The sequence below is a fragment of the uncultured Enterococcus sp. genome, assembly GCF_913775425.1.
Lineage (GTDB): Bacteria > Bacillota > Bacilli > Lactobacillales > Enterococcaceae > Enterococcus_G.
Window position 1 is genome coordinate 32,251 of the sequence record NZ_CAJYIS010000057.1, and the last position, 12,187, is coordinate 44,437.

Consider the following 12,187-nt stretch of genomic DNA (forward strand, 5'->3'; position numbering starts at 1 on the left):
AGCATGAATACGGCGTAACAAAATTGATAGCTAAAAAAAAGAACAATCAATGGCTCTTTTCTCTTCATTTTAGTACGTTTACCATGAAGCTTGAAAGAAAGGAAGATTTTTTATGCGTGTCTGTAGAGAAGGACTAAAATATATCCCACTGGTCATGATTCTATCTTTCTTTATTTTAGCCGCTGATCGCACTGGAAAGCTTGGTATTTTTGGCACGTTGATTACTTTAATGATTGACCCACAAAATTTTGCCCTAAAATATGACATTCAATTAAAAAAACAACTACAACGAAAAATCTACTATTTTCGCGATCTTTCTTTAAGTATTTATTGTAGTTGGTATGCGACGTATATCGTGAATCGTTTTGCACACTATGAAATTCCTTGGATCAATTGGATCGTTCCTAGCTGTTTCTTTTTACTGATTTGGTGGCATTTACGTTATCTTATACCGAAAACGATGAACTACCTCAATCAAAAATAGCCTCCTTCATTGTGAAGGAGGCTATTTTTTAAGCTTTACGTTTCTTTTTGTTTAGTCCAAATGTTAAGAAGAAACTCAAAAGCATTACTAAAGATGAAATTCCAATCGTTTTGCCTACACTGGTTGTAAATTTAGCATCGATTTTTTCAAATACTTTTGTTTTCGTATCTTGTGTGATATTTAATTTTTCAGCAGGTACTTCTCGTAAACTTGGAATCGAAGAACCAGCACTATCGACAACGGATTTTTCAACCATCGTTTGGACTGGTTGGGCTAATTCAAATTGGTTTAAGGAAGAAGGGATATCGTGTTGTAAATAGCTGACAAAAATCGTTCCGATAATAGCGATCCCTAAAGCAGATCCGATTTGACGAATCGTAGATTGAACAGAAGAAGCTTGTCCAGATTGAGTCGTAGGGACATCTTGTAAGACGATCGAGGTCAACTGTGCTGAAGCAAGTCCTAATCCAAAACCATACACCACTAACCATAAGATGATGACCCATAAAGCAATGCCAGGATCGACCGTTAGAAAGAAGCCAACAAACCCAATCGTTTCAAGTAATAGCCCCAATGAAACAACAAAACGAGCAGACGTTTTTTGAACGATAAATGAAGCAGATCCTCCGGCAAAAAAGGCACCCACACCCATCACAGCTAAAATTCCACCAGATTTCATCGGAGAAAGATTTAAAATATTTTGTAAAAATAAAGGCAATAAGAACAATAATCCAGATTCACCGATTGCCACAACACCGGCTACGATATTCCCCAATGAAAAACTTTTGAATGAGAAGAGACTTAAGTTTAACAATACAGATTTTTGTTGTTTCCGCAGATGACTTTCCCAAAATAAGAAAATCGCCATCAAAATCAAGCCTGCGGCCAACAAGAAGGGAATAATCGATAATCCTAAAAAGGTTGGATGGCTTTCTTTGACATTCCACCAGCCATAGTTACGTCCTTCGATGATACCAAATACTAAGAGCAATAAACTTGCTGTAGACAAGATAAAGCCTAAAATATCAAAGCCATTTGTCATTTTTTCCCCATATGTTTCAGGCAAGACTTTTAAAGCCACTAAGATAATAAAAATGCCAATTGGTAAGTTGATATAAAAAATCCAATGCCAGTTTAGATACGTAGTAAAATAACCTCCAAGTAATGGTCCTAAAGCAGCCATACCTGAAATCACAGAACCCCAAACAGCAAAAGCTAAAATTCGATCTTTACCAAAAAACAACGAATTTACTGCAGAAAGAGTAGTAGGCAAAACGACTGCCCCACCAATTCCTTGTAATGCACGAGCAATCAGCATTGTTGTAATATTGGATGAAAAACTAGCTAAAATAGAGCCAGCAATAAAAATGATAATTCCAGTAATCAAGACTTTCTTACGACCGACGTGATCGGCAATCCGTCCCATTGTAATCAATAATGCAGAAAAAATTAAAGAGTAAAGTGTGATGATCCATTCTGCATCGGTAAAATCTAATTTTAGATCACGCATGATGACAGGTAAGGAGACATTGACGATTGTTCCATCGATAACTACTAATGAAACAGATAGTGCTAAAACAGTTAGAGCCCACCATTTATGTGGAAATGGTTTAGTCTTATTTTCCATTTTCTTCACCTCAAATTTAATTTTAAATACCTAACGTGGTCTTAGTATACACCTAAAGTGACACTTTGTCACTTTAGGTGTATAGGAAATTCGTGAAATTATATAAAAGAATATTTGTTATTCTATTTTGTTGGTAAAAGTTAGCAAAATCAATGAAAAGAATAAAAAAAGTAGTGAAATATATCGAAGAAACATACCGAGTGGAAAAACCCAATTTGTATCAAATAATATCGGAAATAGTGGTGAAAACACAGTGTGACACCAAGTACTAGAATCTAAAAAAGTTAATAGTATACCCGCTAAAAAGCAATAAATCGCAAGAAGTAAATAGACGGAAAATGAACACTGCACACATTTACGACAAATTTTTTTCATACGTAAAGCTCCTTTTTAAGAAATAGATAATATTAGTATACCTGATGTGCTGTGAATCATATGACTAGATGCTTCAAAATAAAAAATAGAAACCGTTTTCTTCAAAAATGGTATAATAGGCAAAGAATTTAATGAAAAGGAGCAGATCTATGAGCGAATTTTTAGAGATTCCGACTTGGCCTTTGTCATTACCCTTTCGTGCGTTTGAAAATGAAGGTGAAGTCGTTGTCCCTCCACATTGGCATAAAGAAATCGAAATTATTCATGTGGTAGAAGGAAGCGTTACGATCGGTTATCGAAATCGATTATTTCAAGTGCACCAAGGAGAGATATTCATATTTGCTAGCGGAGAAACGCATTACTTTTTAGCTTCTCCAAACAGTAAACGACGTGTCTTTCAGTTTGATTTAAACTTAATCCGCAATGGAACGAACTATGATATTTCGAGCAACGAAGTGATCCACCGTTTTCAATTATCTAGTTTTTATAGTGTTGAATGGACAGAAGAACTTCGTCAAAAGATGATGACGACACTCACTAAGTTATTTGACGAAATGGTGCAACTTAACAGTGGATATAGTTATATGATCACAAGTTTATTATTTGAGATTATTGTCTTGTATTGTCGTGAAATGCCTTTACGTGATGCAACAAAAGAAGAGAGTTTTGTAGAAGCTACAGTTAATCAAGAAGCTTTAGAACGATTGAATCAAGTGTTTATCTATGTAGAACAACAATTCGATACGCCCATCACGTTAGATGAAGTTGCCGAGGTCGTTGGATTTAGTCCGTATTATTTTGCTCGCTTTTTTAAAAAACATACTGGTCAGACATTTATACAATTTCTAACGACGTATCGGATCAATCAAGCCAAATATATTTTAGCCAATGAAAAATGTCCGATGATCGAAGTAGCAGAACGGGCGGGTTTTCATAGTGTGAAAACATTTCATCATGTCTTTAAAGAACAAGTTGGGATTTCACCATTAAAATTTCAAAAGACAATATTCGGGAATAAGTCCACTTAAATCAAGGAAGAAACCGTTCACTATTTTTTGTAGGATAAAGACATACAAAAGATAGCGGAGGGTTTTTTTATGACATTAAAAGTAGGGATTATCGGATGTGGCGGAATCGCCAATGGGAAACATTTACCAGCTTTAAGTCAGGTTTTAGAAGTCGAGCTGGTGGCATTTTGTGATATCGAAGTAGAACGGGCGGTAAAAGCAAAAGAGCAATACGGAACAAAGGATGCAACTGTTTATGCCGATTACAAAGAAATGATAACGGATACAGAAATCGATGTCATTCACGTGTGCACGCCAAATAATTCCCATGCAGAGATTACGATTGCAAGCTTAGAGGCAAACAAACATGTGATGTGCGAAAAGCCAATGGCCAAAACAAGTACAGAAGCAAGAGCGATGATTGAAGCTGCGAAAAAAAGTGGGAAAAAATTGACGATTGGCTATCAAAATCGTTTCCGAACAGATTCTACTTATTTACATGAAGTCTGCCAAGAAGGTGGATTAGGTGAGATCTACATGGGCAAAGCGCATGCGGTCAGAAGAAGAGCAGTCCCTACTTGGGGAGTTTTCTTAGATGAAGAAGCACAAGGTGGTGGTCCACTGATCGATATTGGGACACACGCTCTAGACCTTACACTATGGATGATGAACAACTATCGTCCAAAATACGTTGTGGGCAATACGTACCATCATCTATCACAAATAAAAAATGCAGCCAATGCTTGGGGCTCTTGGGATCCAGAAAAATTTACAGTGGAAGATGCTGCCTTTGGATTTGTGGTCATGGAAAATGGTGCAACGATCTCATTGGAAGCGAGTTGGGCATTGAATAGTTTAGATGTAAAAGAAGCAAAAACGACTTTGATGGGAACAAAAGGTGGAGCAGATATGAATGATGGTCTGACCTTAAATGGGGAAGATCATGGTCTATTATTTGAAAAGAAAATCGAACTTGAAACAGGTGGCGTTGATTTTTATGAAGGAGAAGGGAATGATCCTGCTGTTTTAGAAGCACGCTCATTTGTCCAAGCTATTTTGAATAATACCGATCCAGTTGTAAAACCAGAAGAAGCCTTGGTAGTGACAGAGATTTTAGAAGCAATCTACGAATCTGCCCGAACGGGTGAACCAGTGATGATGAAAGGAGCACACGTATGATCCACGTTACGATTTGGAATGAGTTTCGACATGAGCAAACAGATGAGAACGTTAAAAAAGTCTATCCAGATGGCATCCATGAACAACTAAAATCTTTTTTACAAGAAGAATTCGTTGTCCAAACGGCTACGCTAGATGAAGCTGAACACGGCCTAACAGAAGCGCGTCTAAATGAAACAGATGTGCTGATTTGGTGGGGACATCTTGCTCATGATGAAGTATCAGATGCTATCGTTGAACGCGTATATTCCCGTGTTCTTCAAGGAATGGGACTGATTGTACTCCATTCAGGACATTTTTCTAAAATCTTTAAAAAATTGATGGGGACATCTTGTGATCTGAAATGGCGTGAAGCCAATGAGCGTTGTCGTATTTGGAATATTGCACCAAGCCATCCGATTACACAAGGAATTGGTGAAATGATCGAACTAGAACAAGAAGAGATGTACGGGGAGCACTTTGATATTCCCGCACCAGATGAATTGATTTTCTTGAATTGGTATCAAGGTGGAGAGGTTTTTCGAGGTGGATGTACGTATTATCGTGGGAATGGAAAAATATTCTATTTCCAACCAGGGCATGAAACCTATCCTTCTTACTACCATGAAAAAGTTCGACGCGTAATCAAAAATGCGATTCACTGGGCAAATCCAACTGATAGTGTCTACCCTACTTATGGACATCATGTAGCCCTTGAACAATTAAATTAGGGTGGTGATTGTTAGATGAAAATCAGTTTACAACTATGGAGCATTCAAGATGCCGTAAAAGAAGATCTACTAGCTACATTAAAACAAGTTAAACGATTTGGCTACGATGGAGTTGAATTTGCAGGCTATTTTGATCATTCCGCTGAAGACATCAAAATGTGTCTAGATGAATTAGGATTAGAAGTATCCGGGACCCATTATCCGATTGAACAATTAGAAGAGCATTTTGAAGAAGTTCTTCTTTTTGAAGAGACGATTGGCAATCATAATTTGATCGTACCTTATCTAGATGGACACACGGTTGAAGAGTGGGGAAACTATGCGAAACGTATGGCCAGGATCCAAGAAAAATTAGTCGGTACTCCATTTCGTCTAGGTTACCATAATCACGCGCATGAATTTGATGTTACCCCACACGCATTTGATATCTTGTTAGAAAAAGTTCCTACTTTGGCATTAGAAGTTGATACGTTTTGGGTAGCCTATGCTAAATATCCGGTGATTGCCTTTTTGGATCAATACCAAAAAAATATCAACTGGCTACACATAAAAGATATGCAAGAAGAACCGATTGAAAGTACCGAGATTTCTTCAGGAGTTTTACCAATCAAAACCTATCTAAAGTGGGCAAAACAACATGAAATGGAGTGGTTGATTATCGAACAAGAAGCGTTTCAGCGGTATGTTCCTTTAGAAAGTGCACAAAAAAATTATCGAGCACTCGAAATATTACGTATAGAAAGCGAGGGAAACTAAATGAAATTAGGTGTTTTTACGCCATTATTTAATGAGCTAAGTTTTGACGATATGCTAGAAGAAGTAGCAAAACGAGAGTTGCAAACCATCGAAATCGGTACAGGAGGATTTCCCGGAAATGCACACTGTGACATTGATGCCTTATTGGCTAGTAGTGAAAAAAGAACAGAATATCTTCATCGTTTAGCAGACAAAAATTTAACGATCAGTGCCTTTAGTGCCCATAATAATCCACTATCTCCTGATCCAAAAGAAGCAAAAATTGCCGATGAACTATTACAAAAAACGATTCGTCTGGCAAGTTTAATGCATGTACCAGTAGTCAATGGATTTTCGGGCATTTCAGGTGGGAATGCAACCGATACAAGTGTCAATTGGCCGGTATTGCCATGGCCGACTGAGTATGGCGATAACTATCACTACCAGTGGGAAAAGAAGTTGATCCCGTATTGGCAAATGATCAATGAGCAGTGTGAGCATGCTAGTGTGAATATTGGAATCGAACTTCATGGTGGTTTTTTAGCACACACTCCTTACACGATGCTGAAATTACGCGATGCAGCGGGCAAACATATTGGCTGTAATCTAGATCCTTCTCATCTATGGTGGCAAGGGATCGATCCGGTAGCGGCGATCAAAATTTTAGGTAAAGAACAAGCGATCCATCATTTTCATGCAAAAGATACGTATTTGGATCAAGACAATATCAACATGTACGGATTAACGGATATGCAACCATACGATCAAGTCCAGACTCGTGCTTGGACGTTTCGTTCTGTTGGATGTGGGCATTCGATGACAGAATGGTCGAATATCATCAGTGCCTTACGTCTATATGATTATGACTATGTTTTAAGTATTGAACATGAAGATCCGTTGATGTCGATCGCAGAAGGATTTGATCGTGCAGTAACAAATTTAAAATCGATTATGATCAAAGAACAACCGACGAATCTTTGGTGGACATAAAGGAGATAAACGATGCATAAAACATTACATTTAGGCTTGATTGGTTATGGTGGGATGGGGAGCTATCATCTGCATACATTGATTCCAAAAGAATTGTTTGAGATCGGCGGTATCTATGATATCGATGACTTCAAAAAAACTAAAGCAAAAGAAAATGGACTCCCAGTCTATGAATCCGTAGAAGAGTTGATTGCAGATCCACTGATCGATGTCGTTTTGATTGCAACGCCTAATGATAGTCACTGTAAATTAGCGATTCAAGCATTGCAAGCAAAAAAACATGTGATTTGTGAGAAACCAGTGATGATGACGACAAAAGAACTAGACCAGGTTCTCGCAACAGCAAAAAAAGAAGATCGTCAATTTATCGTACATCAAAATAGACGTTGGGATGAAGACTTTCTTGCGGTAAAAGAGCTGTATCACACGAAGAAAATCGGGGAAATCTTTCAAATTGAATCACGTGTGCAAGGCGCAAATGGTATTCCTGGTGACTGGCGCCATGAAGCAAAGCATGGTGGTGGAATGCTACTTGATTGGGGAGTTCATTTATTAGATCAATTGCTTTATCTAATCGATTCTAAAGTGATTTCTGTGATGGCGGATCTAAGTTTCGTTTTAGGTAATGAAGTTGATGATGGATTTCTTGCGTATCTTTACTTTGAAGATGGGACACGCGCTATCGTTGAAGTCGGGACGACGAATTTTGTGACATTACCACGTTGGTATGTCAAAGGATTTGAAGGCACGATGCGCATCGATGGTTGGGATTTATCTGGTGAAATCGTATCGCAAACAGGAACGATCGATCATCATCATTTGATCCCAATAAAAGCAGGTGCTGGTTTGACGAAGACGATGGCGCCTCCATCTGAAGAAGCAACGACGAGTGATGAAATCAAGACACCAACTAAACCAGAAGCGTCGTTTTATGAAAATGTCTACCGCGTTATTTTACACGGTGAAGAACCTATTGTGAAAAATGACGAAGTAAGACGTGTACTGGCTTTGATCGAACGACTATTTGAGTCACATGAACAACGCCAAATTTTACCATTTGAATTATAAGATAACACCCTCTTTCATTTTTTAGAAAGGGGGTGTTGTTGTATACTAAATAAAAGGGGTGACCGCTATGAATGCAATTAATGTACAGAATATTTCAAAGTTCTATCAGCAAAAACCTGCAATTCAAGACGTTTCGTTTACCGTTAAAGAAGGAGAAGTATTTGGATTTATCGGTCCAAATGGTGCTGGAAAATCGACAACGATCAAAACGATGCTTGATTTTATTCAACCAGATCAAGGTACAGTCGAGATCTTTGCAATGGATCACCATCAAAAGGCTAAAGAGATTCGTCAGTGTACAAGTTACGTGTCGAGCGATGTGCGCTTTTATTCAAATTTGACAAGTCTACAAATCATGCGTGTCGTAGCCAATAGTTATCAGCTGTCTAAAATCGAGCAAGAAAAGCAGTTTGCCTACTACATCAAGTTATTCTCAATGGACGTTACAAAAAAAATGAATCAGCTCTCCTTAGGAAATAAAAAGAAATTAGCTTTAGCCTGTGGGTTACTGACCACTCCTAGATTATTGATCTTAGATGAGCCAACAAATGGATTAGATCCATTAATGCAACATCGTTTCTATGAAGAATTGACTCGTCATCGTCAAAATGGCATGACAATTTTTTTATCCAGTCATGATTTAACTGAGATAAAACGACAAGCAGATCGAGCAGCATTCATTAAAGAGGGAAAAATCGTTACTATTGAAGAGATTAATCAAGAACAAGAAGGTATGATCATTTCTATTACAGGGGATCATTTACCAATCGATGCTTTCAAACGGATTAATGCTAAGGTATTAGAACAAGATCAACATACCGTAAGGCTTTGGTATAATGGGAAACGAGAACCATTGTTTTCTTTATTAGTCCAAAAAGAAATTCGCCAGTTTACTATTACTGAGCCTGAATTAGAAGACCGCTTTTTAACACTGTATGAAGATAAGGAGGAGCGGGGATGATCATCGAATTAGAGTGGCGACAAATGCTAAAAAGTCTGGTGATTTGGACGATTATCTTTACATTAGTCATCTGGGGATTTTCCGCAATCTATCCTCAAATGCATACATCCGCCTTTAGTGAGTTGGTCAATGGGAAAGTCGATAGTTTATCACCTGCGCTATTAAAAACATTTAATATTGAAGGAAGCGGAATTGCAAGTTTTACAACAGCAATCGGTTTTTTTGCTTATTATTTCCAATACTTATTTTTAGCAGCTTGCTGTTTCGTATTGCTCAACAGCACACAGGAATTGATCAAAGAAGAATCCGATGGAACGATTGAATTTTTATATGCGCTACCGATTACTCGAAGCGAGATTTTCGTTAAAAAGGTTGGGTTGGTCTTAGTAAACAGTGCCCTTTTTTGGTTAATCGCTTTTCTTAATGCATTAGGAGCGACAGTGTGGTTTAAAGCAACAAGTGATCATACCAATCAAATCATTCAAAAATTAAGTTTGATCTTTGGACAAGAACTGGTCGTTTTATGGCTATTGATCAGTATCGGTTTTTTCTTATCTAGTTGGCTAAAATCAAATCGCCAGAGTATAGGGATCAGTCTAGGAATCGTATTTGGTATTTACTTGATAGGAATCTTATCTGCCTTGACGGATACCTTTGCTTGGTTAGAAAACTGGTCATTTATTCACCGAACGTTGCCTAGTAAACTAATCACAGATTCTCTTTCTATTTATTATAGTATTGGATTAGTTGGTCTAGGAGCTTTGTTTTTATTAGGCGGTTATGCTCGTTATACAAAAAAAGATTTAGTCAATAAATAAGCAATATGGGGGTGTGATAGAAATCTGTTACACCCCTAAACATCGAATAAACGTTGTTCTAGAATATTCTTTTTTTGACTGAAGTCTTGAGACTATCGACTGCTATCACAAGCTCATCTTTTTCTTGAAAAAATACAAGTTTCTTGCAAAAAAAATTAAAGTTCTTTATAGTGATATAGATTGTTATCGATATGGAGGCGAGGATATGGAACATGAGTTACTTTCAATCAGACTCAAAGCATTAACGGATCCAAATCGACGTAAGATTTTGACGTTATTACAACAAGAAGCCAAATGTGCTTGTGAGATTTTGCCACATTTTGAATTTACTCAACCAACGCTTTCTCATCATATGAAGATTTTAGAACAAGCAGGTTTTGTAAGTGTGGAAAAACGCAAATCTTGGCATTATTATAAACTTCATGAAGAAGCAATGGTGAATGTATTACATGATCTAAGCACATTGAGCAACAATAATGAATCGAATAAAGGAGCACACATATGACCTATGCACTAGAAATAAAAGGACTGAAAAAAGTTTATGCATCTGGAGTAGAAGCGCTAAAAGGAATTGATTTGACAGTTGAAGCAGGTGATTTTTATGCCTTGCTTGGACCAAACGGAGCAGGAAAATCGACAACAATTGGAATCATGACCTCTTTAGTTAACAAAACTGCAGGTAGCGTGACGATTTTTGGATATGACCTAGATAAAGATCTAGTGAAAGCAAAACAACAGATTGGCTTAGTACCGCAAGAATTTAATTTTAATCCGTTTGAAACAGTGCAACAAATCGTAGTGAATCAAGCTGGATATTACGGTGTACCGAGAAAAGAAGCTTTGCGTCGTAGCGAAAAGTATTTGAAACAATCCAATCTATGGGAAAAGCGTAACGAGAGAGCACGAATGCTTTCAGGAGGTATGAAACGACGTTTGATGATTGCGCGTGCATTGATGCACGAACCGAAACTATTGATTTTAGACGAACCAACAGCGGGTGTAGATATTGAGTTACGCCGTGAAATGTGGACGTTCTTACGTGAATTAAATGAACAAGGAACGACAATTATTTTAACAACACATTATTTGGAAGAGGCAGAAATGCTTTGTCGTAATATTGGGATTATTCAATCAGGTCAAGTTATTGAAAATACAAGTATGAAAGAATTGCTTGCTAAATTACAATATGAAACGTTTATCTTTGATTTGGAACCTTTTGATACGAAACCAGTCATTACTGGATATGCACATCAGTTTGAAGATGAGCGAACACTAGAAGTCGAAGTCGAACGTAATCAAGGTGTCAATCATGTCTTTGAACAATTGTCTACGCAAGGTGTTAAGGTCTTATCGATGCGCAATAAATCAAATCGCTTAGAAGAGTTGTTTTTAAAAATCACAGAAGACAAGCAAGTGGAGGCAGATCATGTTTAATCTTTATTTAACAGCATTAAAAAGTTTGGCAGCAAAAGAAACAAATCGTTATATGCGGATTTGGGTACAAACTCTCGTACCGCCGGTGATTACGACATCGTTATATTTCATCATTTTTGGTAATTTAATTGGTGGCCGTATTGGAGAAATGGGTGGTTTTTCTTATATGGAGTTCATCGTACCAGGTTTGATCATGATGTCTGTAATTACAAGCTCTTATTCAAATGTCGCCTCTTCTTTCTTTTCGCAAAAATTTCAAAAAAATATTGAAGAATTACTTGTAGCGCCCGTACCGACTCACGTGATCATTTGGGGATTTATTTTTGGAGGTTTAGGTCGTAGTATTTTAGTAGGAGCATTAGTAACCTTGATTTCGTTATTTTTTGTTCCTTTACATGTTTTTTCTTGGGCTATCGTCATTGTAACTGTTCTTATGACGGCTATCGTATTCTCATTGGCGGGATTACTAAATGGAATCTTTGCGCAATCGTTTGATGATGTCTCGATCGTGCCGACTTTTGTATTGCAACCATTGACTTATTTAGGTGGTGTCTTTTATTCAGTGACAATGTTGCCTCCCTTTTGGCAAGCTGTCTCAAAAATCAATCCGATTGTCTACATGGTATCAGGATTTCGCTATGGTTTTTTAGGGACGATCGATGTTAATATTTGGATTTCATTAGGAATCTTAGTATTGTTCATCCTTGTATTATATACAGCAAGCTTTTATTTAATTGAACGCGGAAGAGGCTTAAGAAGCTAAAAAAAACGTCATGAGGGGGACTCATGACGTTTTTTT

Annotated in this window: 13 protein-coding genes; 12 read left to right on the forward strand and 1 reads right to left on the reverse strand. The window is 37.4% G+C overall.

Annotated elements, in window-relative coordinates; genetic code table 11:
* Positions 1 to 112: 112 nt before the first annotated feature.
* Complete coding sequence (locus QZ413_RS06210) at positions 113 to 484, forward strand: hypothetical protein (protein WP_297077581.1); 372 nt, start codon at positions 113 to 115, stop codon at positions 482 to 484.
* A 28-nt stretch (positions 485 to 512) separates the two neighbouring features.
* Here QZ413_RS06210 and QZ413_RS06215 read toward each other — a convergent pair whose 3' ends face one another.
* Positions 513 to 2,111: an MFS transporter gene (locus QZ413_RS06215; RefSeq protein ID WP_297077583.1), complete on the reverse strand. Its 1,599-nt coding sequence runs from the start codon at positions 2,109 to 2,111 to the stop codon at positions 513 to 515.
* A 524-nt stretch (positions 2,112 to 2,635) separates the two neighbouring features.
* On the opposite strand from QZ413_RS06215, the gene QZ413_RS06220 reads away from it, so the two are divergent.
* The 11 genes from QZ413_RS06220 (at position 2,636) to QZ413_RS06270 (ending at position 12,151) form a co-directional block, all read left to right on the forward strand.
* A complete protein-coding gene (locus QZ413_RS06220) occupies positions 2,636 to 3,514 on the forward strand; it encodes an AraC family transcriptional regulator (protein ID WP_297077584.1) in 879 nt (292 codons plus the stop codon).
* Positions 3,515 to 3,583: 69 nt separating this feature from the next.
* The gene (locus QZ413_RS06225) at positions 3,584 to 4,672 is read left to right on the forward strand and encodes a Gfo/Idh/MocA family protein (RefSeq protein ID WP_297077586.1); all 1,089 of its coding nucleotides are present in this window, start codon (positions 3,584 to 3,586) and stop codon (positions 4,670 to 4,672) included.
* The gene (locus tag QZ413_RS06230; RefSeq protein WP_297077587.1) at positions 4,669 to 5,382 is read left to right on the forward strand and encodes a ThuA domain-containing protein; all 714 of its coding nucleotides are present in this window, start codon (positions 4,669 to 4,671) and stop codon (positions 5,380 to 5,382) included. The genes QZ413_RS06225 and QZ413_RS06230 overlap by 4 nt, the downstream gene beginning before the upstream one ends.
* Before the next feature lie 15 nt (positions 5,383 to 5,397).
* Complete coding sequence (locus QZ413_RS06235) at positions 5,398 to 6,138, forward strand: sugar phosphate isomerase/epimerase (protein WP_297077589.1); 741 nt, start codon at positions 5,398 to 5,400, stop codon at positions 6,136 to 6,138.
* Positions 6,139 to 7,107, forward strand: a complete 969-nt coding sequence (locus tag QZ413_RS06240) for a sugar phosphate isomerase/epimerase (RefSeq protein WP_297077591.1) — start codon at positions 6,139 to 6,141, stop codon at positions 7,105 to 7,107. It begins immediately after the preceding gene.
* Positions 7,108 to 7,119: 12 nt separating this feature from the next.
* Positions 7,120 to 8,175 (forward strand): Gfo/Idh/MocA family protein, encoded by a 1,056-nt coding sequence (locus QZ413_RS06245; RefSeq protein WP_297077593.1) that lies wholly within the window; start codon positions 7,120 to 7,122, stop codon positions 8,173 to 8,175.
* A gap of 67 nt (positions 8,176 to 8,242) precedes the next feature.
* A complete protein-coding gene (locus QZ413_RS06250) occupies positions 8,243 to 9,136 on the forward strand; it encodes an ABC transporter ATP-binding protein (protein ID WP_297077594.1) in 894 nt (297 codons plus the stop codon).
* Positions 9,133 to 9,954: an ABC transporter permease subunit gene (locus tag QZ413_RS06255; RefSeq protein WP_297077597.1), complete on the forward strand. Its 822-nt coding sequence runs from the start codon at positions 9,133 to 9,135 to the stop codon at positions 9,952 to 9,954. The genes QZ413_RS06250 and QZ413_RS06255 overlap by 4 nt, the downstream gene beginning before the upstream one ends.
* A 205-nt stretch (positions 9,955 to 10,159) precedes the next feature.
* Entirely contained in the window at positions 10,160 to 10,459 is a 300-nt protein-coding gene (locus tag QZ413_RS06260; protein ID WP_297077599.1) for a metalloregulator ArsR/SmtB family transcription factor, read from the forward strand.
* Positions 10,456 to 11,388: an ABC transporter ATP-binding protein gene (locus tag QZ413_RS06265; protein ID WP_297077601.1), complete on the forward strand. Its 933-nt coding sequence runs from the start codon at positions 10,456 to 10,458 to the stop codon at positions 11,386 to 11,388. The genes QZ413_RS06260 and QZ413_RS06265 overlap by 4 nt, the downstream gene beginning before the upstream one ends.
* On the forward strand, positions 11,381 to 12,151 hold the full coding sequence (locus QZ413_RS06270; RefSeq protein ID WP_297077605.1) for an ABC transporter permease: 771 nt from the start codon (positions 11,381 to 11,383) through the stop codon (positions 12,149 to 12,151). The genes QZ413_RS06265 and QZ413_RS06270 overlap by 8 nt, the downstream gene beginning before the upstream one ends.
* Positions 12,152 to 12,187: the final 36 nt, after the last annotated feature.

Bases quoted from the DNA above. Each gene is read 5' to 3' on its own strand.
- QZ413_RS06210 (WP_297077581.1), top strand. From the start codon at position 113: ATGCGTGTCTGTAGAGAAGGACTAAAATATATCCCACTGGTCATGATT.
- QZ413_RS06270 (WP_297077605.1), top strand. From the start codon at position 11,381: ATGTTTAATCTTTATTTAACAGCATTAAAAAGTTTGGCAGCAAAAGAA.
- QZ413_RS06230 (WP_297077587.1), top strand. From the start codon at position 4,669: ATGATCCACGTTACGATTTGGAATGAGTTTCGACATGAGCAAACAGAT.
- QZ413_RS06245 (WP_297077593.1), top strand. From the start codon at position 7,120: ATGCATAAAACATTACATTTAGGCTTGATTGGTTATGGTGGGATGGGG.
- QZ413_RS06215 (WP_297077583.1), bottom strand. From the start codon at position 2,111: ATGGAAAATAAGACTAAACCATTTCCACATAAATGGTGGGCTCTAACT.
- QZ413_RS06240 (WP_297077591.1), top strand. From the start codon at position 6,139: ATGAAATTAGGTGTTTTTACGCCATTATTTAATGAGCTAAGTTTTGAC.
- QZ413_RS06255 (WP_297077597.1), top strand. From the start codon at position 9,133: ATGATCATCGAATTAGAGTGGCGACAAATGCTAAAAAGTCTGGTGATT.
- QZ413_RS06225 (WP_297077586.1), top strand. From the start codon at position 3,584: ATGACATTAAAAGTAGGGATTATCGGATGTGGCGGAATCGCCAATGGG.
- QZ413_RS06250 (WP_297077594.1), top strand. From the start codon at position 8,243: ATGAATGCAATTAATGTACAGAATATTTCAAAGTTCTATCAGCAAAAA.
- QZ413_RS06265 (WP_297077601.1), top strand. From the start codon at position 10,456: ATGACCTATGCACTAGAAATAAAAGGACTGAAAAAAGTTTATGCATCT.
- QZ413_RS06235 (WP_297077589.1), top strand. From the start codon at position 5,398: ATGAAAATCAGTTTACAACTATGGAGCATTCAAGATGCCGTAAAAGAA.
- QZ413_RS06260 (WP_297077599.1), top strand. From the start codon at position 10,160: ATGGAACATGAGTTACTTTCAATCAGACTCAAAGCATTAACGGATCCA.
- QZ413_RS06220 (WP_297077584.1), top strand. From the start codon at position 2,636: ATGAGCGAATTTTTAGAGATTCCGACTTGGCCTTTGTCATTACCCTTT.